At 70.7% G+C, this 25,298-nt stretch carries 17 protein-coding genes; 11 read left to right on the top strand and 6 right to left on the bottom strand.

Annotation, left to right across the window (positions count from 1 at the left end; translation table 11 throughout):
* Positions 1-277 precede the first annotated feature (277 nt).
* Entirely contained in the window at positions 278-3,334 is a 3,057-nt protein-coding gene (locus ACWGJY_RS12510; protein WP_453260757.1) for an NPCBM/NEW2 domain-containing protein, read from the top strand.
* A 99-nt stretch (positions 3,335-3,433) separates the two neighbouring features.
* On the opposite strand, the gene ACWGJY_RS12505 is transcribed toward ACWGJY_RS12510, so the two are convergent.
* On the bottom strand, positions 3,434-4,561 hold the full coding sequence (locus ACWGJY_RS12505) for a PAC2 family protein (protein WP_453260756.1): 1,128 nt from the start codon (positions 4,559-4,561) through the stop codon (positions 3,434-3,436).
* Positions 4,562-4,822: 261 nt separating this feature from the next.
* Here ACWGJY_RS12505 and ACWGJY_RS12500 point away from each other — a divergent pair, with 261 nt between their 5' ends.
* From ACWGJY_RS12500 to ACWGJY_RS12470, 7 genes are all read left to right on the top strand, one after another.
* Positions 4,823-6,166, top strand: coding sequence for an enolase C-terminal domain-like protein (locus tag ACWGJY_RS12500; RefSeq protein WP_453260755.1), 1,344 nt, complete (start codon positions 4,823-4,825; stop codon positions 6,164-6,166).
* Positions 6,163-6,963, top strand: coding sequence for an SDR family NAD(P)-dependent oxidoreductase (locus ACWGJY_RS12495; protein ID WP_453260754.1), 801 nt, complete (start codon positions 6,163-6,165; stop codon positions 6,961-6,963). The genes ACWGJY_RS12500 and ACWGJY_RS12495 overlap by 4 nt, the downstream gene beginning before the upstream one ends.
* 61 nt (positions 6,964-7,024) lie before the next feature.
* Positions 7,025-8,059: a sugar ABC transporter substrate-binding protein gene (locus ACWGJY_RS12490; RefSeq protein ID WP_453260753.1), complete on the top strand. Its 1,035-nt coding sequence runs from the start codon at positions 7,025-7,027 to the stop codon at positions 8,057-8,059.
* A gap of 2 nt (positions 8,060-8,061) precedes the next feature.
* The gene (locus ACWGJY_RS12485) at positions 8,062-9,687 is read left to right on the top strand and encodes a sugar ABC transporter ATP-binding protein (RefSeq protein ID WP_453260752.1); all 1,626 of its coding nucleotides are present in this window, start codon (positions 8,062-8,064) and stop codon (positions 9,685-9,687) included.
* Positions 9,684-10,715: an ABC transporter permease gene (locus tag ACWGJY_RS12480; protein ID WP_453260751.1), complete on the top strand. Its 1,032-nt coding sequence runs from the start codon at positions 9,684-9,686 to the stop codon at positions 10,713-10,715. Before ACWGJY_RS12485 ends, ACWGJY_RS12480 begins: the two co-directional genes overlap by 4 nt.
* A 7-nt stretch (positions 10,716-10,722) precedes the next feature.
* Entirely contained in the window at positions 10,723-11,721 is a 999-nt protein-coding gene (locus tag ACWGJY_RS12475) for an aldo/keto reductase (protein ID WP_453260750.1), read from the top strand.
* A gap of 24 nt (positions 11,722-11,745) precedes the next feature.
* Positions 11,746-12,579: an amidohydrolase family protein gene (locus ACWGJY_RS12470; RefSeq protein WP_453260749.1), complete on the top strand. Its 834-nt coding sequence runs from the start codon at positions 11,746-11,748 to the stop codon at positions 12,577-12,579.
* 66 nt (positions 12,580-12,645) lie between these two features.
* On the opposite strand, the gene ACWGJY_RS12465 is transcribed toward ACWGJY_RS12470, so the two are convergent.
* From ACWGJY_RS12465 to ACWGJY_RS12445, 5 genes are all read right to left on the bottom strand, one after another.
* The gene (locus ACWGJY_RS12465) at positions 12,646-13,317 is read right to left on the bottom strand and encodes a FadR/GntR family transcriptional regulator (protein ID WP_453260748.1); all 672 of its coding nucleotides are present in this window, start codon (positions 13,315-13,317) and stop codon (positions 12,646-12,648) included.
* 258 nt (positions 13,318-13,575) lie between these two features.
* Entirely contained in the window at positions 13,576-15,180 is a 1,605-nt protein-coding gene (locus tag ACWGJY_RS12460; protein WP_453260747.1) for an FAD-dependent oxidoreductase, read from the bottom strand.
* Between the two features lie 2 nt (positions 15,181-15,182).
* Positions 15,183-16,733 (bottom strand): glycerol kinase GlpK, encoded by a 1,551-nt coding sequence (glpK, locus tag ACWGJY_RS12455; RefSeq protein WP_453260746.1) that lies wholly within the window; start codon positions 16,731-16,733, stop codon positions 15,183-15,185.
* 49 nt (positions 16,734-16,782) lie between these two features.
* Positions 16,783-17,571, bottom strand: a complete 789-nt coding sequence (locus ACWGJY_RS12450; protein WP_453260745.1) for an MIP/aquaporin family protein — start codon at positions 17,569-17,571, stop codon at positions 16,783-16,785.
* Between the two features lie 228 nt (positions 17,572-17,799).
* Positions 17,800-18,564 carry an IclR family transcriptional regulator gene (locus ACWGJY_RS12445; RefSeq protein ID WP_453260744.1) on the bottom strand — a complete coding sequence of 255 codons (765 nt, stop codon included), beginning with the start codon at positions 18,562-18,564 and terminating at the stop codon, positions 17,800-17,802.
* Positions 18,565-18,826: 262 nt separating this feature from the next.
* Here ACWGJY_RS12445 and metH point away from each other — a divergent pair, with 262 nt between their 5' ends.
* The 3 genes from metH (at position 18,827) to ACWGJY_RS12430 (ending at position 25,279) form a co-directional block, all read left to right on the top strand.
* The gene (gene metH, locus ACWGJY_RS12440) at positions 18,827-22,336 is read left to right on the top strand and encodes a methionine synthase (RefSeq protein WP_453260743.1); all 3,510 of its coding nucleotides are present in this window, start codon (positions 18,827-18,829) and stop codon (positions 22,334-22,336) included.
* A 258-nt stretch (positions 22,337-22,594) separates the two neighbouring features.
* Complete coding sequence (locus ACWGJY_RS12435; RefSeq protein ID WP_453260742.1) at positions 22,595-23,296, top strand: HAD family hydrolase; 702 nt, start codon at positions 22,595-22,597, stop codon at positions 23,294-23,296.
* Positions 23,297-23,671: 375 nt separating this feature from the next.
* Positions 23,672-25,279, top strand: coding sequence for an ABC transporter substrate-binding protein (locus ACWGJY_RS12430; protein ID WP_453260741.1), 1,608 nt, complete (start codon positions 23,672-23,674; stop codon positions 25,277-25,279).
* The last annotated feature ends 19 nt before the right edge of the window (positions 25,280-25,298 follow it).

The raw sequence follows: 25,298 nt of genomic DNA, 5'->3' as shown, positions 1-25,298 counted from the left end.
CCCCTTTCACTCCCCCCACCCCCGAACCCACCCCCGCCCCCTCCCCCGAAGGGGGAGAGGGGGAGGGGGCGGGGGCGCGGCCGGACGACGTCCGGGGCGGGGCACGGCCGGACAAGCCCTCCGGGGCGGGGCGCGGCCGAAGAAGCCCTCCGCGGTGGGGGCGCGGCGAAGAAGCCGTCCGGGCGCGGGGCCGCCCGTGCCGCCCCGAGCAGAAGTCCAGCAACGACACCCAAGAGTCCATGGTCGAGGTGCTCGGCGGCGCGCTAGAGCTGCGGGCATGAGGAAACCAACAGGACTGCGGGCGGCGGTCGTTGCCGCGCTGCTCGGGCTCGCGGCGGCCGTCGCGGGACCGGTGGGCAGCGTACGCGCCGACGGTCCCGCACCCGCACAGACCGTCGGCGACATCACCGGCTTCGCGGCGGACGGGCCCGTCTACCATCTGCACGCCGGCCGCGCCGAGGCCCGCGTCAGCTTCGTGACGGACCGCACCTTCCGCGTCGAACTCGCCCCGGACGGCACCTTCGTTGACCCCACCGGCAAGGACATCGTGCTGCCCCAGGGCGCGCCGCCCGCCACCCACTGGCGGGACGCCGGGGACGCCTACGAACTCAGCACCTCCCAAGTCACCCTGAGGGCCTTCAAGGCGCCCCTGCGCTTCGAGCTGCGACGGGCCGACGGCTCGCTGGTGTGGTCCGAGGCGAAGGGCCTGAGCTGGGACGACAAGACCACCACCCAGACCCTTGCGCGTGGCGCCGGCGAGCAGTTCTACGGCGCCGGAATGCAGAACGGCCGGGGCAACACCTCACATCGCGGGCACACCGTCGAGGTCGGCGTCGACTATCACTGGGACGACGGCGGCCACCCCAACTCCGTCCCGTTCTACCTCTCCTCCGCGGGGTACGGCGTCTTCCGCAACACCTACGCGCCCAACACCTACGCCTTCCACGCGCCGGTGACGGCCAGCGCGAAGGAACGGCGCTTCGACGCCTATTACTTCGCCGGGCCGAGCACCAAGGACGTCATCGGCCAGTACACCTCGCTGACCGGAAAGCCCTTCCTGCCGCCGCTGTACGGCCTGGAGACCGGTGATTCGGACTGCTATCTGCACAATGCGAACCGCGGTGAGCGGCACACCCTCGACGCCTTGAAGATCGCCGACGCCTACCGGCAGCACGACCTGCCCAACGGCTGGATGCTGGTCAACGACGGCTACGGCTGCGGCTACGAACACCTCGCCGAGACCTCGAAGGGCCTCGGTGAGCGGAACATGAAGCTCGGCCTGTGGACCGAGGACGGGATCGGCACACTCGCCGACCAGGTCAAGGCCGGCCAGCGGATCGCGAAACTGGACGTCGCCTGGGTCGGCGGCGGCTACAAATTCGCGCTGGACGGCTGCAAGGACGCCTACCAGGGCATCGAGGACAACAGCGATGCCCGGGGCTTCACCTGGGCCCCGGAGAGCTGGTCGGGGGCGCAGCGCTGCGGTGTCCAGTGGTCCGGCGACCAGAGCGGCAGCTGGGACTACATCCGCTGGCAGATACCCACCTACGCGGGCGCGACGCTGTCCGGACTCGCGTACACGACCGGCGATGTGGACGGCATTTTCGGCGGCAGCCCCAAGACCTACGTCCGCGATCTGGAGTGGAAGTCCTTCCTTCCGGCGATGATGACGATGGACGGCTGGGCCGACAGCGACAAACAGCCCTATCGGCACGGTGAGCCCTACACCTCCATCAGCCGGAAGTACCTGAAGCTGAAGGAGTCGCTGCTGCCGTACATGTACTCCTACGCGGCCCAGGCGACCCGGACCGGCGTCGGGCCGGTGCGCCCGTTGTCGCTCGAATACCCCGACGACCCCCGGGCCGCCACCGACGCCGCCAAGTACGAGTTCCTGACCGGCCAGGACTTCCTCGTCGCGCCCGTCTACCAGGACAGCGGCACCCGCGACGGCATCTACCTGCCGAAGGGCACCTGGATCGACTACTGGTCCGGGCGCACCTACCGGGGCCCGGCCACCGTCAACGGCTACAGCGCGCCGCTGGACACCCTGCCGCTGTTCGTCAAGGCCGGTGCCGCCGTCCCCATGTGGCCGGGCATCAGGTCGTACCAGGACCGCACGGCGCACTCGCCGCTCGCCTGGGACGTCTATCCGCAGGGCCGTTCCTCGTTCACGCTCTACGAGGACGACGGGGTGACCCGCGCGCACCGGGACGGCAGCAGCGCCACCCAGCGGGTGCAGGTGGCGGCGCCGCGCTCCGGTGGCGGCGAGGTACGGATCGGCGTCGGCGCTTCCCGGGGCTCGTTCCGGGGCAAGCAGACCGCCCGGCCCTACCGTTTCACCGTGCACACCGGGGACGCGCCGCGCGGCGTCACCCTGGCCGGCCGCCCGCTGAAGCGGCTGCCGTCCGCCCGCGCGTTCGACGCGGCGGACGAGGGCTGGTTCTACGACCCGGCCGACCGCGCGGGCGTCGTCCGGATCAAGACCGCCCCGCGCCCCACCGACCGCGCCTTCGGACTGACGCTGAAGGGCGCGAGCGCGGTCGGCGGCAGGACTCCGGGCGCGGCGGTCGCGGTGCGCACACCGGGCGGCCAGGAGGTGACCAAGGGCGCGCCGACGACCGTGCGGACGGCGCTCACCGCGGGCACCCGTACCGCACACGAGGTGTCGGTGGCGCTGTCGGCGCCCAAGGGCTGGACCGTCTCCGCGCCGGTGCGTCATGCGCAGATCGCGGCCGGTACCACCCGGCACGACGCGCTGACGCTCACCGCGCCCGCGGACGCCGACAGCGCCGGCCCGGTCACGGTCACCGCGACCGTCCGCTACCGCTCGGCCGGTGCGCCGCGGACGGCGGTGCACCGCTTCGAGGTGCGGGCCGTACCCCGGGCACCCGCGGGCGACACCTGGGCGAGCGATCTGGAGTGGCTCAGCGAGACCAACGGCTACGGGCCGGCCGAACGGGACCGCAGCAACGGCGAGTCGGGGGCGGCGGACGGCCATCGGCTCACCCTCGGCGGGAAGACGTACGACAAGGGCATCGGGACGCACGCCGACTCGGACCTGGAGTTCTTCGCCGGGGGGCGCTGTACGTCCTTCACCGCGGACGCCGGGATCGATGACGAGATCGCCGACTACGGGGAGGTGGCCTTCTCGGTGGAGGCGGACGGCAAGGTGCTGTGGACCTCACCGAAGCTGACCGGGAAGTCGGCGCCGGTGCCGGTGGAGGTGCCGCTCGGCGGCGCCCGGCACGTCCGGCTCAAGGTGACGGACACCGACGGCAAGAAGTCCGGCGATCACGGCGACTGGGCCGGGGCGCGTTTCCACTGCTCGGGGTGAGTGCGGCCCGGACCTGACGGGAGACCACCCCACGCGCGGGGCGCCGTACCGGCCCGACGGTTGGTACGGCGCCCCGGTGGCTGCGGCGCGGTCCTGCGCTCAGCTCCCGCTGTCGTCCCGGCCGTCCTCCGGCTTCGGGGAGTCGGCCCGGTCCCCGCCTTCCGACGGGTCCGGAGTCCCCGAAGTGTCCGCCGAGCCCTTGTCCTGGTCCGTGTCCTTCGCTCCCGCACCCGTGTCGTCGCCGGGCTTCGGCTCGCGCGGCTCCTTGGAGACCGGGCGGGGCGGGCGGCTGCGGCCGCTGGTGGCGTCGCGGAGGTAGGAGCCGTCGCGGCCCTCGGCGAGCCCGCCTTCGGTGGCCACGCCGGGACCGGGCTGCGGGTCACGGCGGCGCAGATAACGCTCGAACTCACGGGCAATGGCCTCGCCGGACGCCTCCGGCAGGTCCGCGGTGTCCCGCGCCTCCTCCAGCGACTGCACATACTCGGCGACCTCGCTGTCCTCGGCCGCCAGCTGGTCCACGCCCAGCTGCCAGGCCCGCGCGTCCTCGCTCAGCTCACCGAGCGGGATACGGACATCGAGGAGGTCCTCCAGACGGTTGAGCAGGGCGAGGCTGGCCTTCGGGTTGGGCGGCTGGGACACATAGTGCGGCACTGCCGCCCACAGGCTCACCGCGGGGACACCCGCGTGGGTGCAGGCCTCCTGGAGGATGCCGACGATGCCCGTCGGGCCTTCGTAGCGCGACTCCTCCAGATCCAGCCGGCGGGCGAGATCCGCGTCGGAGGTCACCCCGCTGACCGGCACCGGGCGGGTGTGCGGGGTGTCGCCGAGCAGCGAGCCCAGCACCACCAGCATTTCCACGCCCAACTCATGGGCGAAGCCGAGGATTTCGTTGCAGAACGAGCGCCAGCGCATGCTGGGCTCGATCCCGCGGACCAGTACGAGGTCGCGGGTCCGCCCCTTGCCGTTCGTATCGCCGACGCGGACCACGGAGAGCCGGGTCGTCGGCCAGGTGATTTTGCGTACGCCGCCGTCCAGGAAGACGGTGGGACGGTTCACCTGGAAGTCGTAGTAGTCCTCCGCGTCCAGCGCGGCGAACACCTCGCCCTTCCATTCCCGGTCCAGATGCGCGACCGCGGCGGAGGCGGCGTCGCCGGCGTCGTTCCAGCCTTCGAACGCGGCCACCATGACCGGGTCGATCAGCTCGGGCACCCCCTCGAGCTCGATCACCCAGCGCCTCCTTCCGACCGGTCCGGCCGCCTGGGGCGGCCGCCGGCAGCAGTTCCATTGCGTGCGTTCCCAAGACTACGGCGTCCGCAGTGCCCGTCCGCAGCCCCTTTGCGCGAAGGGGTCGCGATTCATCCGATCTGTTGCGGGGGTTGTTCGGTCAACTTCCGTACGGGGTCTGGACGCTGCCTTCCGCTCGGGTCTATACATCGGATGACCCAGAAAGGTCCGATGTTCTTCCGCAACATCTCAGGGGGCATCCGCATGGCTGTGACCGACACCGTCACCGGGCTGGAGGTCCACGACGTCCGCTTCCCCACCTCGGAGCAGCTCGACGGCTCGGACGCCATGAACCCGGACCCCGACTACTCCGCCGCCTACGTCGTGCTGCACACCGGCAGCGGACCGCCGGGCCACGGACTCTGCTTCACCATAGGGCGCGGCAACGAGGTCATGGCCGCCGCGATCCGGTCCCTCGCGCCGTACGTCGTCGGCCGCCCCGCGCCCGCCACCGCCGCCGCTCTCGCCGCACTGCACCACGACCTCACCCACGACTCCCAGCTGCGCTGGCTCGGCCCCGAAAAGGGCGTGATGCAGATGGCGGCCGGCGCGGTGGTCAACGCCGCCTGGGACCTGGCCGCCACGCGGGCCGGCCTGCCGGTGTGGGAGTACCTCGCCGCGCTGACGCCCGAGGAACTGGTCTCCCTCGTCGACTTCCGCTACCTCTCCGACGCCCTGACTCCGGACGAGGCGCTGGCCCTGCTGCGCGCTGCCGCACCCGGCCGGGCCGAACGCACCGCCCGCCTCAAGGCCGAGGGCTACCCCGCCTACACCACCTCGCCCGGCTGGCTCGGCTACGACGACGGCAAGCTGGTGCGGCTGGCCAAGGAGGCGGTGGCCGACGGCTTCGGCCAGATCAAGCTGAAGGTCGGGGCCGACCTCGGCGACGACACCCGGCGGATGCGGCTGGCCCGGGACGCGGTCGGCCCCGGCGTGCGGATCGCCGTCGACGCCAACCAGCGCTGGGACGTGGCCGAGGCGGTCCGCTGGATGACCGCGCTCGCGCCCTACACCCCGCACTGGATCGAGGAACCGACCAGTCCGGACGATGTCCTGGGGCATGCCGCGGTGCGCTCCGGCCAGCCCGTGAAGGTCGCCACCGGCGAGCACGTCGCCAACCGGGTGGTGTTCAAGCAGCTGCTGCAGGCCGGCGCCGTGGACTTCGTCCAGATCGACGCGGCGCGGGTGGCCGGCGTCAACGAGAACCTCGCGATCCTCCTGCTGGCCGCCAAGTACGGCATCCCGGTCTGCCCGCACGCCGGCGGGGTCGGGCTGTGCGAGCTGGTGCAGCACCTGGCGATGTTCGACTACGTGGCGGTGTCCGGGAGCCGGGAGGACCGGGTGATCGAGTACGTCGACCATCTGCACGAGCACTTCAGCGATCCCGTCGTCGTCGAGCGCGGCCGCTATCGCGCCCCCACCGCGCCCGGCTTCTCGGCCCGGATGAAACCCGCATCGGTCGCCGCCCACCGCTTCCCCGACGGGCCCGTGTGGCGCGCCCGCCGGCCCCCGCAGAGCCGGCCCGGCGGACAGGAGGTCTCCGTATGAGTTCCGCACCGCACCACCCCCGGCCGCCGGCCGACTTCGCGGGGATGGCCGCGCTCGTCACCGGCGGCGGCTCCGGCATCGGGGCGGCCACCGCCGCCCTGCTGCTGGCCCGCGGCGCCAAGGTCGCGGTCCTGGACCGGGACCCCTCCGGCGCGCCCGCCGGGGCGATCCGGGTCACGGCCGATGTCACCACCGACGCCGCGGTACACGCCGCCGTCGGCGAAGCGGTGGGGGAACTGGGCGGCGCCCTGCACACCCTCGTCGGCAACGCCGGTATCGGCGCCGTCGGCACCGTCGAGGACAACGACGACGCGGAGTGGCGCCACGTCCTGGACGTGAATGTACTGGGCCTGGTGCGCACCGCCCGCGCCGCGCTCCCGGCGCTGCGCCGTACCGCCGCCGGCGCCCCGGGCCGGGTCTCCGTCACCCACACCTGCTCCATCGCCGCCACCGCGGGCCTGCCACAGCGCGCGCTCTACAGCGCCAGCAAGGGCGCGGTCCTCGCGCTGACCCTCGCGATGGCCGCCGACCACCTCCGCGAGGGCATCCGCGTCAACTGCGTCAATCCGGGCACCGCCGACACCCCGTGGGTCGGCCGGCTGCTGGACCGGGCCGCCGACCCGGCCGCCGAACGCGCCGCCCTCAACGCCCGCCAGCCCATGGGCCGGATGGTCACCGCCGCCGAAGTGGCCGCCGCCATCGCCTCCTTGGCGTCCCCGGCCGCCTCCGGCATCACCGGGACGGCGCTCGCCGTGGACGGGGGGATGCAGGGGCTGCGGCTGCGGCCCGCCACCTGACCGGCCACCGCCCGTACCGCGACCCGCACCCCAGCCGCACACCACGACCGAGGGACCACCCATGAGACTGCGTACGACCGGCGCGGCGGCCTGTGCCGCGGTGCTCGCCACCGCCGCGCTCGCCGGCTGCAACCGCGGCAGCGACACCGCGGGCGGCAGGATCGGCATCGATGTGCCCCGTACGGACACCGACTTCTGGAACTCCTATCAGCAGTACCTCGAAAAGGACCTGGCCCACGGCGGACCGGCCGCGCTGCCGCTGTCCAACTCGCAGAACGACATCGGCAAGGTCGTCTCCGACGTGCAGGCGCTGACCGACCAGGGCGCCAAGGCGATCGTGATGGCACCGCAGGACACCGGCGCGATCGCCGCCGCGCTGCAGCGCCTGGCGGAGAAGAAGATCCCGGTGGTGAGCGTCGACACCCGCCCCGACGAGGGCAAGGTCTACATGGTCGTACGCGCCGACAACCGCGCCTACGGCGAGAAGTCCTGCGACTACCTCGGCAGGCAGCTGGGCGGCAAGGGGCGGGTCGCCGAACTCCAGGGCGACCTCAGCTCGGTGAACGGACGGGACCGCTCCGAGGCGTTCGCGGCGTGCATGAAGAAGAAGTTCCCGAAGATCACCGTGCATGAGCTGGCCACCGACTGGAAGGGCGAGGTCGCCTCCGCCAAACTCCAGAGCCTGCTCGCCCAGCACCCGGACGTCAACGGCATCTATCTGCAGGCCGGCGGCGCCTTTCTGCAGCCGACGCTGGCCCTCCTGGAACAGAAGAAGCGCCTTGTGCCGGCCGGTTCCGACGGGCACATCACCCTCATCTCCAACGACGGCATCCCGGACGAACTGGACGCGATACGCGCCGGCAAGATCGACGCCACCCTCTCCCAGCCCGCCGACCTCTACGCCAAGTACGCGCTGTACTACGCCAAGGCCGCCCTGGCGGGGAAGACCTTCACTCCGGGGCCCACCGACCACGGCTCGACCATCGTGAAGATCAAGAACGGTCTGGAGGACCAGTTGCCGGCACCCCTGGTCACCAAGGCCACCGTCGACGACAAGAAACTGTGGGCCAACCAGCTCGACGAGAAGAAGCAGTAGCCGTGGCTGCGGACGCCCGTACGGCGGCGGTGCACGCCGAGGGCATCGTCAAACGCTACGGCCCCACCCTCGCCCTCGACGGCGCCGGGCTGACCGTACGGCCCGGTGAGGCGCACGCCCTCGTCGGCCGCAACGGCGCCGGCAAGTCCACCCTGGTGTCCGTGCTGACAGGTATGGAACGCCCGGACGCGGGCCGGGTCACCTTCGGCGGTGAGCCCGCGCCCGGCTGGGGCGACACCGCCGCCTGGCAGCGCAAGGTCGCCTGCGTCCACCAGAGGCCGATGACCGTACCGGAGCTGACCGTTGCGGAGAACCTCTATCTGAACCGCTTCCAGGGCGCGCCCACCATCCGCTGGCGGGCGCTGCGCGAACGGGCCCGCGAGCTGCTCGCCGGGTACGGCGTCGAGGTCGACCCGGCCGCCCGGATCAGGGAACTCGGCGTCGAGCAGCGGCAGTTCGTGGAGATCGCCCGCGCGCTGTCCTTCGGCGCCCGGCTGATCATTCTCGACGAGCCCACCGCGCGGCTGGACGCCGGCGGCATCGACCGGCTCTTCGGCAAGCTGCGCGAGCTGCGCGCCCGCGGTGTGGCCTTCCTGTTCATCTCGCACCATCTGCAGGAGGTCCACGAGCTGTGCGACACCGTCACCGTCTTCCGTGACGCCCGCCGGGTGCTGACCGTGCCCGTCCCGGGACTGGCCGAGGAGGCGCTGGTGGCGGCGATGACCGGCGAGGAGGCGGGCTCCGCGCGGCAGCCGCGGACGGCCGCGCGCACGGCGGGCGAGCCGGTGCTGCAGGCCCGGGGGCTCTTCGCCCACGGGCACTTCGCGCCGCTCGACCTGACCGTACGGGCCGGTGAGGTGGTGGGTCTCGCGGGTGCCACGGCCGGCGGAAGCACCGCGATCGGCGAGACGCTGGTGGGACTGCGCGCGCCGGACGGCGGCCGGATCGCGGTGAGCGGGCGGCCGGTCCGTACGGGCAGCGTGCCGCACGCCCTCGCCGCCGGCATCGGCTACGTCCCCGAGGACCGGCACCGCGCGGGGCTCATCCCGGGCCGCAGCGTCGCCGAGAACGCCACGCTCACCGTCGCCGACCAGCTCGGGCCGATGGGCACCGTCCTGCCCTCCCGGACCCGCGCGTTCGCCCGGCGGATGATCGCGGCACTGGACATCCGGACGACCGGACCGGGCCAGCCGGTGTCCGGGCTCTCCGGCGGCAACCAGCAGAAGGTCGTGATCGCCCGCGCACTGGCCCGCGAGCCCGCCGTGCTGGTCGCCATCCGGCCCACCAACGGCGTCGACGTCAAGTCCAAGGACGCACTGCTGGGCGTCGTACGGGAGGTCGCGGACGGCGGCAGCGGCGCCGTGATCGTCTCCGACGAGCTGGACGATCTGCGCGTCTGCGACCGGGTGCTGGCGGTCTTCCACGGCCGGGTGACCGCCGAATTCGCGGCCGGCTGGCGCGATCACGAGCTGGTCGCCGCCATGGAGGGCATGGCGGCCGGCGGCGGGCACGCCCCGCCCGGCGGGACGGCCGCCCACGACGGCCCCCGGGACCACCCGGCCGGCGCCGGCCGGAACCCCGCACCGCAGACGGGGAACACCCCAGAGACGGAAGGGACCGCGCCATGACCGAGACCGCATCGCCGCCGGCCACCGACGCGGTGGACGGCCCGCCGCGCCACCGGCCCCGGATCGACCCGGCCCGCTGGCGGGACTTCTCCCTGGTGCCGGTGGTCTTCGTGCTGGGCGTCATCGGCTTCGTCGTGTCGCCCGCGTTCCTCACCCAGGACAACCTCATCGGCGTCGTCCAGCAGTCCACGGAACTGGGCCTGCTGGTGCTCGGCGAGGCGCTCATTCTCATCAGCGGGCGGATGGACCTGTCGCTGGAGTCCACCATCGGGCTGGCCCCGGTGGTCGCCCTGTGGCTGGTGATGCCCGCCCACGGCGCGCGCTTCGCCGGGCTGGGACTCCTCCCCGCCTGGACGGCGATCCCGCTCTGCCTGGCGGTGGGCGCGGCGGTCGGCGCCGCCAACGGCTTCCTGATCCTCACCCTGCGGGTCAACGGCTTCATCGCCACCCTCGGGATGCTCACCGCGCTCCGCGGCCTGCAAGTGGGTATCTCCGAGGGCCAGTCCATCGGCAATGTCCCGGAGTCCTTCGCCTACCTGGGCAAGACCGACTGGCTGGGCGTCCCGGCCGCCGTCTGGATCTGCCTCGCCCTCTACGCGCTCGGCGGCGCGGCCCTCGGCTACCTCCGGCACGGGCGGGCGCTGTACGCCATCGGCGGCAACCCGGAGGCGGCCCGCGCGGCCGGTGTACGGGTGGACCGCCTCACCTGGATCGTGCTGGCCGTCGGCGGGGTGCTCGCCGCCTTCGCGGGAATCCTCTACACCGGCCACTACGGCGCGGTCTCCGCGAGCCAGGGCAACGGCTGGATCTTCCAGGTCTTCGCCGCCGCGGTGATCGGCGGCATCAGCCTCAAGGGCGGCCGGGGCACTCTCTTCGGCGCGCTCACCGGTGTCCTCACGCTCCAGCTCGTCATCGATGTGATGACCCTGGGCGGGGTGCCGCCGCTGTGGACCCAGTTCCTCAACGGCATGATCATCATCCTCGCGCTGGTCATCTCCCGCTTCACCAGCGGCGAGAAGCAGGACTGAGGCCGCCGTGCAGGCTCCGTACGGCCCCAGGGAGCTGGGGCGGACCGGTGTCACCGTCCCGCCCCTGGGCCTGGGCTGCGCACCGCTCGGCAACCTCTACCGCGCCGTTCCCGAGGAGCAGGCCCGGCAGGTCGTCCACACCGCCCTCGCCACCGGCGCCGGCTATTTCGACACCGCCCCGCACTACGGTGCGGGCCTGTCCGAGGAACGCCTCGGCCGGGCGCTGCGCGGTCACGACCGCGCCGGCTACACCCTCTCCACCAAGGTCGGCCGCCGGCTGCGCCCGCTCGCGCCGGGGGAGCGGGCAGCCGGCGAGGGCTTCGTGGACACCCCCGCACGGGCCCGGGTACGGGACCTGACCCGCGACGGGATCCGCGCCACCCTGGAAGCCTCCCTGGAACGGCTCGGGGTGGACGCCGTCGACATCGTCTATCTGCACGACGTCGAGAACCACCTGCCCGAGGTGTACGAGACCGGCTTCCCGGCGCTGGCCGAACTGCGCGCCCAGCACATGGTGCGCGCCATCGGCTTCGGTATGAACCACAGCGATGTGCTGGCCCGCCTGGTCGCCGACCTGGACGTGGATGTGGTGCTCTGCGCCGGCCGCTGGACCCTGCTGGAGCGCACCGCCTTCGACGATCTGCTGCCGGAGTGCGCGCGCCGTGGCACCTCGGTGGTCGTCGGCGGCGTCTACAACTCCGGTCTGCTGGCCGACCCGTCCCCCGGAGCGCCCTACAACTACGCACCCGCACCCGCCGCCCTCCTCGACCGGGCGCGTCAGCTTGCCGCCGTCTGCGCACAGTTCGACGTCCCCCTCAAGGCCGCCGCGCTCCGCTTCCCCTTCGGGCACCGCGCCGTCGTCGCCGCCGTCGTCGGTGCCGCCCGTCCCGGGGAGATGGCCGAGAACGCCGCGCTGTTCACCCGGCACATCCCCGACGAGCTGTGGCATACGCTCGTTGCCCGCGGCCTGCTCGACCCCGATCTGCCGCTGCCCGTGCACGACTGAGCCCGACCCCGGAGCGCGCCCCTGATGCGTATCGACGCCCATCATCATCTGTGGGACCTGAGCCGGCGCGAACAGCCGTGGATGGACGGGCCGTGGGCCGATCCGATCCGCCGCAGCTACCCGCTGACCGACCTCACCCCGCATCTGACCGCGCACGGCATCGACGCCACCGTCCTCGTCCAGTCGTCGTCCTCGTACGAGGAGACCGCCGAGCTGCTCACCCTCGTGGCGGGTCAGGGGCCGGTCGCCGGAGTCGTCGGCTGGGCCGATCTGCCCGATCCGGCGCTCGGTGACGTCCTCGCGGCGCTGCCCGCCGGGCTGGTCGGCATCCGGCACCAGGTGCAGGACGAACCGGACCCGGACTGGCTCCTGCGCCCGGACGTGCTCCGGGGCCTGGGCCTGCTGGCCGACGCCGGGCTGGTCTACGACCTGCTGGTCACCCCGCGCGAACTGCCCGCCGCGCACACCGCCGTGCGCACCCTGCCGCAGCTGCCCTTCGTACTGGACCATGCCGCCAAACCGGCGGTCGCGGCGGGGGACTGGCAGCCCTGGGCGGACGCCGTCACCGCGCTGGCCGCGCTGCCCAACGTCAGCTGCAAGCTGTCCGGGCTGGTCACCGAGGCCGACTGGGACTCCTGGCGGCCGCAGCAGATCCTGCCCTACGCCCGGCACGTGCTGGACGCCTTCGGGCCCGGCCGGGTGATGTTCGGCTCCGACTGGCCGGTGTGCACCCTGGCCGCCGGCTACGAGGACGTCGTGGCGCTCGCGGAGTCGGCCACCGGCCACCTCGGGGCGGCGGAACGCTCCGACGTCTTCGGGGGAACGGCCGGGCGGGTGTACGGAGTCGGGACCTCCTAGGAGGCCCTGGGCCATACCGCCGGGAACACACCCGGGCAAGAGTGCGGCGGCGGGCGCCGGCGGGCCTCACAGCGACGAGCGCAACCACTGCTCGACGCTGGCGATATGGACCGTCGCCCAGGCCCGCGCCGCCTCCGCGTCCCGGTCGCGCAGCGCGCCGAGGATCGCCCGGTGTTCGGTGAGGGTGCGGGCCACCGCGTCCTTCTGGGTCAGCCCCCGCCAGATCCTGGCCCGGGTGGTCGGTCCGGACAGCCCGTCCAGCAGCGAGCAGAGCACGGAATTGCCGGACGCCGCGACGATCCCGCGGTGGAACTCCAGATCACCGGCGACCAGGTCCTCGACCGAGGGGCTCGGCCCCAGCGCGTTCAACTGGACCTCCAGGACGTCCAGTTGCTCCAGCCCTATCCGGCCGGCCGCCATCGCCGTGGCGGCCGGCTCCAGGATGCGGCGGACGGCGAGGAACTCCAGCACCGTGTCGTCGCGGTGGAAGTCCACCACGAAGCTCATCGCCTCCAGCAGGAGTTGCGGATCGAGGCTGGTGACGTACGTACCATCGCCCTGGCGCACATCCAGGATGCGGATGAGGGAGAGCGCCCGCACCGCCTCGCGCAGGGAGTTGCGGGACAGGCCGAGCCCGGCCGCCAGCTCGCTCTCCTTCGGCAGCCGGTCGCCCGGCCGCAGCGCGCCGGAGACGATCATGCCCTTGATCTTCTCGATGGCCTCGTCGGTGACCGCCATGCCGACCTCCCCGCTCGGACCCGCCCGGATACCGCCACCCGGATACCGGGCGCAGACATCCGATGTCTGAGCACATTATGACCCGTGATGCGCTCCCCATGACCCGTGATGCGCTCCCCATGACTCGTGATGCGCTCCCCGTCGCGGATACGGCGAGGGGGCGGCCCCCGTGGACCGCCCCCTCGTCACGCACCGCACGCCGCCGTGAGGCGTCGTCAGCTCACGACGTCCGCCGTCCGCGGCGGAGGTCCGCCGCCGTCAGCCGGCCAGCATGTCCTTGACCCTGGTCCGGACGTCCTCCGTGTCCAGGCCGCGGATCATCAGGGTCGTCCGGCGGCGCAGCACATCGTCGACCGTCTCGGCCCACTCGTGGTCACGGGCGTAGGCGACCTGCGCCCAGATCTCCGGGGCGTCCGGGTGGATGCGCTCGGCCAGCGCCGGGTTCTCGTTGGCCATCCGCGCGATGTCGAAGGACAGCGACCCGTAGTGGGTGGCGAGGTGCCGGGCGGTCTCCGGGGCCATCCGCGGACCGGGCGTGCCGCCGTCGACGAGCAGCCGGTGCGCCACCGCGTTCGGGTTGGCGATACCGGGCAGCGGGAGCTTCTTCGGCAGATGCGCGAGGGGCTCCATGTCGTCGGCCAGCGGGTGGCCGGGCAGCGCGGCGAGCTTGTTCATGACCGTACGGCCGATGTGCCGGAAGGTCGTCCACTTGCCGCCGGCCACCGACAGCATGCCGCCGCTGCCCTCGGTGACGACCGTCTCGCGCTTGGCCTTGGAGGTGTCGCCGGGGCCGCCGGGCAGCACCCGCAGACCCGCGAAGGAGTACGTGATCAGATCACGGGACAGCTGCTGGTCGCGGACGGAGAAGGCGGCCTCGTCCAGGATCTGGGCGGTGTCCTTCTCGGTGACCGCGACATCCGCCGGGTCGCCCTCGAACTCCTCGTCCGTGGTACCCAGCAGCAGCATGTCCTCCCAGGGGAGGGCGAAGGTGATGCGGTACTTGTCGATCGGGGTGGCCAGCGCGGCCTTCCAGGGCGAGGTCCGCTTGAGGACCAGGTGGGCGCCCTTCGACAGCCGGATGGAGGGGGCCGCGTTCGCGTCCTCCATCGTGCGCAGGTGGTCCACCCACGGGCCGGTGGCGTTGAGCACCAGGCGGGCGTTGATGCCGAACTCCTGGCCGTCCGTCCGGTCCTTGAGCTCCGCTCCGGTGACCCGGCCCTGGGTGAAGCGCAGCCCGGTGACCTCGGCGTGGTTGAGGACCGTGGCGCCGGCCGCGACCGCCGCACGGACGGTCATCAGGGCCATCCGGGAGTCGTTCATCTGGTCGTCGCCGTACACGGCCACGGCCTTGAGGTTCTCCGTCCGCAGCTCCGGCACGTCGCGCTGCGCCTTGGCCGGGGATATGACGTGGCCGACACCGTCGCCGAACGCGGACAGCGCGGAGTAGGCGAAGACGCCCGCGCCGAGCTTGGCCGCGCCGTGCGGACCGCCCTTGTAGACGGGCAGATAGAAGGTCAGGGGGTTGGCGAGGTGCGGTGCGACCTCACGGGACACCGCACGCCGCTCGAAGTGGTTCTCCGCCACCAGCTTGACCGCGCCGGTCTGCAGGTAGCGCAGACCGCCGTGGAGCAGCTTGGAGGAGGCGGAGGAGGTGGCGCCGGCGAAGTCACCGGCGTCCACCAGTGCCACCCGCAGTCCGGCCTGTGCGGCGTGCCAGGCGGTGGAGATGCCCAGGATGCCGCCGCCGATCACCAGGAGGTCGTACGTCGCCTTGGAAAGCTGCTCCCGAGTCTCGGCGCGGGTCGCGTGCGAACCACTGGCCGGGTGCGTCCCGAGTGCCGGGACGCTCTGCAGGGTGCTCATGATTACTCCTCGACAGTGCTGTCATCGAGCCAGCCCATGGAACGTTCCACGGCCTTGAGCCAGCTCTTGTACTCGCGGTCACGGGTGGCCGCATCCATCCGGGGGGTCCATTCGGCGGCCCGGCGCCAGTTGGCGCGCAGCTCGTCGGTGCTGGACCAGAAGCCGACGGCCAGTCCGGCCGCGTAGGCAGCGCCGAGGCAGGTCGTCTCGGCGACCATCGGGCGCACCACGGGCGCGTCCAGGAAGTCCGAGATGGTCTGCATCAGCAGGTTGTTGGAGGTCATACCGCCGTCGACCTTGAGCGCGGTCAGCTCGACGCCGGAGTCCTTGGTCATGGCGTCGGTGATCTCGCGGGTCTGCCAGGCGGTGGCCTCGAGCACGGCGCGCGCGATGTGCGCCTTGGTGACATAGCGGGTCAGACCCGCGATGACGCCGCGCGCGTCCGAGCGCCAGTAGGGGGCGAACAGGCCGGAGAAGGCCGGCACGAAGTACGCGCCGCCGTTGTCCTCGACCGTGCTGGCCAGGGTCTCGATCTCGGCCGCGCTGTTGATCAGGCCCATCTGGTCGCGCATCCACTGGACGAGCGAGCCGGTGACGGCGATGGAGCCTTCCAGGGCGTACACCGGCTGCTGGTCCCCGATGCGGTAGCCGACGGTCGTCAGCAGGCCGTTGTAGGAGTTGACCGGTTCATGGCCGGTGTTCATCAGCATGAAGGTGCCGGTGCCGTACGTGGACTTGGCCTCGCCCTGCTCGAAACAGGTCTGGCCGAACAGCGCGGCCTGCTGGTCACCGAGCGCCGAGGCGACCGGGACACCGGCCAGCACACCGCCGACGGCGCTGCCGTAGACCTCGGAGGACGACTTGATCTCCGGCAGGACCGACGCCGGGATCTCCATCGACGCCAGGATCTTCGGGTCCCACTCCAGGCGGTGGAGGTTCATCAGCATGGTGCGCGAGGCGTTGGTGACGTCGGTGACGTGCACGCCGCCGTCGACGCCGCCGGTCAGGTTCCAGATGACCCAGGAGTCCATGGTGCCGAAGAGGATGTCGCCGCGCTCGGCGCGCTCGCGCAGGCCCTCGACGTTGTCGAGCAGCCAGCGGATCTTCGGGCCCGCGAAGTACGAGGCCAGCGGCAGGCCGGTCTCGCGGCGGAAGCGGTCCTGGCCGACGTTGCGGCCGAGCTCCTTGCACAGCGCGTCGGTGCGGGTGTCCTGCCAGACGATGGCGTTGTGGACCGGCTCACCGGTGGTGCGGTCCCACAGCAGGGTGGTCTCGCGCTGGTTGGTGATGCCGATCGCCTTGACGTCCGCGGCGGTCAGACCGGCCTTGTGGACGGCGCTGTCGACGACCTGCTGGACGTTGGTCCAGATCTCGGTGGCGTCGTGCTCGACCCAGCCCGGCTTCGGGAAGATCTGCTCGTGCTCCTTCTGGTCGACCGAGACGATCCGGCCGTCCTTGTCGAAGACGATGCAGCGGCTGGACGTGGTGCCCTGGTCGATGGCGGCGATGAACGGGCCGTGCCCGTGCGAGGAGGTGCTGGGGGTGTCGCTCATGGTGTGCTCCAAGAAGTCTGTGCGGGCGGAGTCGGGGCAGTCAGGCGGCTCAGGCGAACGCCACCTGGTAGATGCCCCCGGCGATGGCCCCGCCGATGAGCGGGCCGACGACCGGGATCCAGGCGTAGCCCCAGTCTGAACCGCCCTTGTTCTTCAGCGGCAGCAGCGCATGCACGATGCGCGGACCGAGGTCGCGGACCGGGTTGATCGCGTACCCGGTCGGACCGCCCAGCGACAGACCGATGCCGGTGACGACCAGCGCGACCAGCAGGGTGCCGATGGCGCCGACGCCCTTTCCGTTGTCGCTCAGACCGAGAGTGAGGATCGACAGCACCAGCACCGTCGTGGCGATGATCTCGGTGGCCAGGTTCTGCACCGCGTTCCGGATCTCCGGCCCGGTGGAGAAGATGCCGAGGACCGGTCCGGCCGACGGAGCGGCGGACTGGTCGACCATGCCCTCTTCGCCGGTGTGGTCGGCCAGGACCTCGGGATCACTCAGATGGGCCTGGAACTGCCCGTAGTACGTGATCCACACCAGGACCGCGCCGATCATGGCGCCGAGCATCTCGCCGGCGAAGTAGACCGGCACCTGGCTCCACTCGATACCGCCCTTGATGGCGAGACCGATGGTGACCGCAGGGTTGAGGTTGGCGCCGGACTTCGCTGCGATATAGGCACCCGTGAGGACGGCGAAGCCCCACCCGAAGGCGATGGCGACCCATCCGGCGTTGAACGCCTTGGAGCGCTTGAATGTGACGGCGGCGCAGACGCCACCGCCGAGCAAGATCAGAACAGCGGTACCGATGGTCTCGCTGATGAAGATGTCGGAGCTGGACACCCGCGACTCCTTTGTCCTTCGTCCAGGGGAAGGCGAACCCCGGGTCCCTCCGGTGGTCCGCGCCCTCCGAGAGGGCGGTGGTCGGCCCGCGGCAATGCCCCACCATAGCGAATACTGCCGTTAGGTGTTCGACAATGCCGACCGACGAACGGCAGTTTTGTTCACCCGTAGAACCCCGTCAAGGGTTCCGTGGCGAAAAACTTAGGTGAACTTATGGGGTGAATCAGGTCAGAATCGCCCTGCACCAAGATCCCGAGACACAGCGCGTGCACAATCCCTCACCGCAGCGATGATTTCCGGCCGCAGTTCACCCTCCTGGCAGACCCGTTCCACCGCCCCTGTGACCCCCACCGCACCCACCGGCATCCGCCGCCGGTCATGGATCGGCGCGGCCACCGACGCCACGCCCTCCCAGGTCTCCTCCACGTCTGCGGCCCAGCCCCGGGCGCGGGTCAGGTCGAGCAGGCCCTCGAAGTCCCCCAGGCCGGTCACCGTGCGCGGGGTGAACGCCGCCCGGTCCGCCTCGACGATCTCGCTGTGCGCCACCGGGTCGAAGGCCGACAGCACCTTGCCCAGCGCCGTGCTGTGCAGCGGCTGCATCGCCCCCACCTCCAGCACCTGCCGGCTGTCGTCCGGCCGGAAGACGTGGTGGACGATCAGCACGCCCTGCTGGTGCAGTACGCCCAGGTAGACGGCCTCACCGCTGGAGCGGGCCAGGTCGTCGGTCCATACGAGGGCGCGGGCGCGCAGCTCGTGCACGTCCAGGTAGCTGTTGCCCAGCCGCAGCAGCTCCGCGCCCAGCTGGTAGCGGCCGGAGGCGGGGTCCTGTTCGACGAAGCCCTCCTGCTGCAGCGTGCGCAGGATTCCATGGGCGGTGCCCTTGGCCAGCCCCAACGAGGAGGAGATGTCGGAGAGTCCCAGTCGCCGTTCCCCTCCTGCGAGCAGCCGCAGCATCGCTGCGGCGCGCTCCAGCGACTGGATGGTGCGTGCCATCGGGCAACCTCCGAAGTGAGCGGTTCGACAATGCTGAACGATATCGGCCCATGCCGACTGGAGTCAGCGATCTGGGAACTTCTCGTTGAGCGAACCGGAGTCTGCCAACGATCACGGATAGTGCAGGCAGGGGGGTGGCGCGGTGCTGTCCACGGCGTGGAACGGGGAACACGTGTACCGAACCGGGCAGCTAGGCTGGCCGGGTGCGCCCTCTGAAGGAGGGTGCAAAGCCGACAGCCGTCGCAACCACGGGAGCATCTCCATGGCCTCGAACACGCCATCGTCCATCCACACGTCCCGCATCGAATCGCTGCGTGAGGCGCTGGCCTCGCGGGTGGTGGTCGCCGACGGTGCGATGGGCACCATGCTGCAGGCGCAGGATCCTTCCATGGAGGACTTCCAGCAGTTGGAGGGCTGCAACGAGATCCTCAATGTCACCCGGCCGGACATCGTGCGGTCGGTGCACGAGGAGTACTTCGCGGTCGGTGTGGACTGTGTGGAGACCAATACCTTCGGTGCGAATTTCGCGGCGCTGGCGGAGTACGACATCCCGGAGCGGGTCTTCGAGCTGTCGGAGTCGGGGGCGCGGATCGCCCGGGAGGTCGCCGACGAGTTCACCGCCTCCACCGGTCAGCAGCGCTACGTCCTGGGTTCCATGGGCCCCGGCACCAAGCTGCCGACGCTGGGCCACGCGCCGTACGTCACCCTGCGCGATGCCTATCAGCGCAACGCGGAGGGGATGATCGCCGGCGGCGCGGACGCACTGCTGGTGGAGACGACGCAGGACCTGCTGCAGACCAAGGCCGCCATTCTGGGGGCGCGCCGTGCCTTGAAGGCGACGGGCAGTGCGCTGCCGGTGATCTGTTCGGTGACGGTCGAGACGACGGGCACGATGCTGCTGGGGTCGGAGATCGGGGCGGCGCTGACGGCACTGGAGCCGCTGGGCATCGACATGATCGGCCTGAACTGCGCGACCGGTCCCGCCGAGATGAGCGAGCATCTGCGGTATCTGGCCCGGCACTCGCGCATCCCGCTGGCGTGCATGCCGAACGCCGGTCTGCCGGTGCTGGGCAAGGACGGCGCGCATTATCCGCTGACGGCGGGGGAGCTGGCCGATGCGCAGGAGACGTTCGTCGCCGAGTACGGGCTCTCGCTGGTGGGCGGGTGCTGTGGTACGACGCCGGAGCATTTGCGGCAGGTCGTCGAGCGGGTACGGGGGGTTGCGCCGACGGTTCGTGAGCCGCGTCCGGAGCCGGGAGCGGCGTCGTTGTACCAGACGGTGCCGTTCCGTCAGGACACCTCGTATCTGGCGATCGGTGAGCGGACGAACGCCAACGGGTCGAAGAAGTTCCGGGAGGCGATGCTGGAGGGCCGCTGGGACGACTGTGTGGAGATGGCGCGCGACCAGATCCGTGAGGGTGCGCACATGCTCGACCTGTGTGTCGACTATGTCGGCCGGGACGGGGTGGCGGACATGGAGGAGCTGGCCGGCCGGTTCGCCACCGCCTCCACGCTGCCGGTGGTGCTGGATTCCACGGAGCTGAATGTCCTCCAGGCCGGTCTGGAGAAGCTCGGTGGCCGTGCGGTCATCAACTCGGTGAACTATGAGGACGGGGACGGGCCCGAGTCGCGGTTCGCGAAGGTCACCGCGCTGGCGGCCGAGCACGGTGCGGCGCTGATCGCGCTGACCATCGACGAGGAGGGCCAGGCCCGCACCGTCGAGCACAAGGTCGCCGTCGCCGAGCGGCTGATCGCGGATCTGACGGGCAACTGGGGGGTGCATGAGTGCGACATCCTCATCGACTGCCTGACGTTCACGATCTGCACGGGTCAGGAGGAGTCCCGCAAGGACGGTATCGCCACCATCGAGGCGATCCGGGAGTTGAAGAAGCGTCACCCCGAGGTGCAGACCACGCTCGGCCTGTCGAACATCTCCTTCGGTCTGAATCCGGCCGCGCGGATCGTGCTGAACTCCGTGTTCCTGGACGAGTGCGTCAAGGCGGGACTGGATTCGGCGATCGTGCATGCGAGCAAGATCCTGCCGATCGCACGGCTGGAGGAGGAGCAGGTCAAGGCCGCTCTCGACCTCGTCCATGACCGGCGCAGTGAGGGGTATGACCCGCTGCAGAAGCTGATGGAGTTGTTCGAGGGGGTCAACACCACGTCGATGAAGGCCGGGCGGGCCGAGGAGCTGTTGGCCCTGCCGCTGGAGGAACGTCTTCAGCGGCGCATCATCGACGGTGAGAAGAACGGCCTGGAAGCGGATCTGGACGAGGCGCTGGCGGACCGTCCGGCGCTGGCGATCGTCAATGACACGCTGCTGGAGGGCATGAAGGTCGTCGGTGAGCTGTTCGGCTCGGGGCAGATGCAACTGCCGTTCGTGCTGCAGTCGGCGGAGGTCATGAAGACCGCGGTGGCCTATCTGGAGCCGCACATGGAGAAGTCCGACGACGAGGGCAAGGGCACCATCGTGCTGGCCACCGTCCGCGGGGACGTCCATGACATCGGCAAGAACCTCGTCGACATCATCCTGTCCAACAACGGCTACAACGTCGTCAACCTCGGCATCAAGCAGCCGGTCTCGGCGATCCTGGAAGCCGCCGCGGAACACCGCGCCGACGTCATCGGGATGTCCGGTCTCCTGGTCAAGTCCACGGTGATCATGAAGGAGAACCTCGAAGAGCTCAACCAGCGCAAGATGGCCGCCGACTTCCCCGTCATCCTCGGCGGCGCCGCCCTCACCCGCGCCTACGTCGAACAGGACCTCCACGAGATCTACGAGGGCGAGGTCCGCTACGCCCGCGACGCCTTCGAGGGCCTGCGTCTGATGGACGCCCTGATCGCCGTCAAGCGCGGAGTGCCCGGCGCCACCCTCCCCGAACTCAAGCAACGGCGGGTGCCCAAGCGGGACACGGCCGTGCTGGAGGTGGAGGAGCCCGAGGGCGCGGTGCGTTCCGACGTCGCCCTCGACAACCCGGTCCCACAGCCGCCGTTCTGGGGCACCCGGGTCGTCAAGGGCATCCAGCTCGCCGACTACGCGTCCTGGCTGGACGAGGGTGCGCTGTTCAAGGGGCAGTGGGGCCTCAAGCAGGCGCGTACCGGCGACGGGCCGACGTACGAGGAGCTGGTGGAGACCGAGGGCCGTCCCCGGCTGCGCGGCTGGCTCGACAAGCTGCAGACCGAGAACCTCCTCGAAGCCGCCGTCGTCCACGGCTACTTCCCCTGCCACTCCAAGGGCGACGACCTGATCCTCCTCCACGAGGACGGCACCGAGCGCACCCGCTTCACCTTCCCCCGCCAGCGCCGCGGCCGGCGCCTGTGCCTGGCCGACTACTTCCGCCCCGAAGAGACCGGCGAAACCGATGTCGTCGGCCTTCAGGTCGTCACCGTCGGCTCGAAGATCGGCGGCGCCACCGCCGAACTCTTCGAAGCCAACTCCTACCGTGACTACCTCGAACTCCACGGCCTGTCCGTCCAGTTGGCCGAAGCCCTCGCCGAGTACTGGCACGCCCGGGTACGCGCCGAGCTGGGCTTCGCGGGCGAGGACCCGGCCGATGTCGAGGACATGTTCGCGCTCAAGTACCGCGGCGCGCGCTTCTCGCTGGGCTACGGCGCCTGCCCGGACCTGGAGGACCGTGCCAAGATCGCCGACCTGCTGCAGCCGGAGCGGATCGGTGTCCAGCTCTCCGAGGAGTTCCAGCTCCACCCCGAGCAGTCCACCGACGCCATCGTGATCCACCACCCGGATGCCAAGTACTTCAACGCGCGGTAGCCGGTGAACCCGGCCGGGGCGACCCCGGCCGGGTCGCCCCGCGGACCGTCCCGGGAATTGCCATAACGCTCGGTAATTTCATGTGAGCAAGCCAGGGTCGCCCAGGGATGTCCCCGGACGGCCCTGACCTCCGTCATGACGCATTTCGGCGCGTGCCGTCGTACACTTATCGGTCCGGTAGTGGCCGGTCGTTTCCCCCGCCGGGGATGACGACCGGCCCTTTCGTCCCTTCGGGGACGTCGCAACGGAGGTGGATGGATGACCAGCAGCATCCCCGCAGTCGGCACCCGAACGGCCGAAGCCGCGACCCTCCAAGCTGTGTTCCTGGACCTGGACGGCACCCTCGTCGACACCGAGGGGTTCTGGTGGGAGGCGGAGGCGGAAGTCTTTGCCGAACTCGGCCACATCCTCGACGACAGACACCGTGAGGTCGTGGTCGGCGGCCCGATGACCCGCAGCGCCGGGTATCTCATTCAAGCCACCGGCGTCGACATCACCCTGACCGAGCTGAGCGTGCTCCTCAACGCCGCCTTCCTCGCCCGGATCGGGCGCGGCGTGCCCCTCATGCCGGGCGCCCGCAGGCTGCTGGCCGAGCTGGCCGCCCAGGGGGTGCCGGCCGCGCTGGTCTCCGCCTCGCACCGCGCCATCGTCGACCAGATGCTGCATTCGCTGGGCCCGGAGAACTTCCGGCTGACCCTGGCGGGCGATGACCTGGCACGCACCAAGCCGCACCCCGACCCGTATCTGACGGCCGCCGCGCGGCTGGGGGCGGACCCGGCGCGCTGTGCGGTCATCGAGGACACCCTGACCGGTGTGACCGCAGGTGAGGCGGCGGGCTGCCCGGTCGTCGCGGTGCCCTCGGTGACGCCGATCCCGCCGGCCACCGGCCGTACGGTCGTGCGCTCGCTGGAAGAAGTGGATCTGCTATTTCTGCGCACACTCATCACGGAAAGCCGTTGAACCGTGCACTGAGCGTGTCCCGGAGAAAGGCATCCGGAACCGAGGGGAGCGGCCCGCTCATTTTCCGTGACGAATGCACTGACTGAATTGCTGCGGTGCCACGGTTCCTTGAATGCGTGACGTTTCTCACGTGCCGGGGCGTCGACAGCGGGCCACCTGGGTGTTCCAGAGGGTCTCCTGAGGGGTTCCCGCGGGGGCAAGTGTCCGGATTGGTGGAGCAACGTGCGAATCGTTCCGCCGTCCGGATATCGAGGACCCGCCTGTCGTTATCCGGGAGCCATATCGACGCAACTCCTTTGTGTCTGAGACCGGCTGGCCGTTCCTACTAATGTCGACGCGAGCAACACCTCTGCGCTGATAAGGAACCTGCCGACGATGAATCGCAAGACCCTGGTGCTGCCGGCGCTGGCCGGTCTCCTCGCCCCCGTCCTCGCCGCCTGTGGCAGCACGGATGGTGCGGGCGCAGGCGGCGATCCGGTCGTCGTGGGCGTCGCCTCCCAGATCGAGGCGACCAAGGCGCAGCCCGCCCCGCTCGACCCGGCGCAGGCCTACGACGTCGACGCATGGAACGTGCTGCGCGGCACCCTCCAGACGCTGATGCGGCTGCCCCGGTCCGGCACCGCGCCGGTGCCCGAGGCCGCGGAGACCTGCGGGTTCCGCGACACCCAGAACGAGCAGTACCGCTGCACCCTGCGCCGTGGCCTGAAGTTTTCGAACGGTCATGCGCTGACGGCGCAGGACGTCAAGTTCTCCATCGACCGTATGCGGACCATCAACAACACCAACGGTCCGGTGTCGTTGCTCGACGGCATCGACAAGGTCGAGGCGCCCAGCGACACCGAGGTGGTCTTCCACCTCACCAAGCCGGACGCCACCTTCCCGCAGAAGCTCGCCACGCCCGCGGCGGCCATCGTCGACAGCGAGGTGTACCCGAAGGACCGTCTCTACAGCGGCTTCAACGTGGTCGGCTCCGGCCCGTACACCCTCAAGGCGGAGCGCAAGAACAACCGCATCACCAAGGTCACCTTCACCAAGAACCCCACCTACAAGGGTGGCGTGCACGTGAAGAGCGACACGGTCGAGATGCGCTTCTTCGCCGACGCCAAGGCCACGGAGCAGGCGCTGCGCAAGGGCGGTGTCGACCTGATGTACCGCGGGCTGTCGCCCGCTCAGATCAAGGGCCTGGAGAACGCCCGCGACCAGCACCTCATGCTCCAGGAGATGCCGGGCCAGGAGATCCGCTACCTCGTCTTCAACACCAAGGACCCGGCCGTCTCCAACCAGGCCGTGCGGAAGGCGGTCGCGCAGATCGTCAACCGCTCGGAGCTGGTCCGCGACGTCTATGCCTACACCGGCGACCCTCTCTACTCGATGGTTCCCACCGGTGTCACCGGTCACATCAACTCGTTCTTCACCACGTACGGCAACCCCAGCGCCGCCGCCGCCCGTAAGACGCTGCAGCAGGCGAACATCACCACCCCGGTGAAGTTCACCCTCACGTACACCACGAACCACTACGGCTCCAGCACGGCCAACGAAATCCGTGTGCTGCAGCGCCAGCTCAACGACACCAAACTGTTCGACGTCAGCATCAAGGGCATCGACAGCTGGCAGCAGTACCGCACCGACTCCGTGGACGGCAAGTACAGCGTCTACAACATGGGCTGGTTCGCGGATTTCCCGGACGCGGACACCTACCTCGGGCCGTTCCTCGGCAAGCACAACTTCCTCGGCTCCCCGTACCGCAACACCAAGATCGAGTCGCAGCTGCTCCCGGCCAGCCGGCAGCAGACCGACCGCAACGCCGCCGCGGCGAACTTCAAGCAGGCGCAGGACATCCTCGCCAAGGACGTACCGCTCCTCCCGCTGTGGCAGGGCAAGCAGTACGTGGTCGCCCGCGATGACGTCACCGGCATCGAATGGGCCCTCAACTCCTCCTCGTCGCTGCAGATCTGGGAGCTCGGCCGCGGCGTCGCCAACTGAGGCCCCGGACCCGACCGAT

The sequence above is a fragment of the Streptomyces sp. NPDC054765 genome, assembly GCF_053612065.1.
The sequence above is the reverse complement of the archived record's forward strand: the minus strand, read 5'-3'. Positions and strand labels throughout refer to the sequence as shown.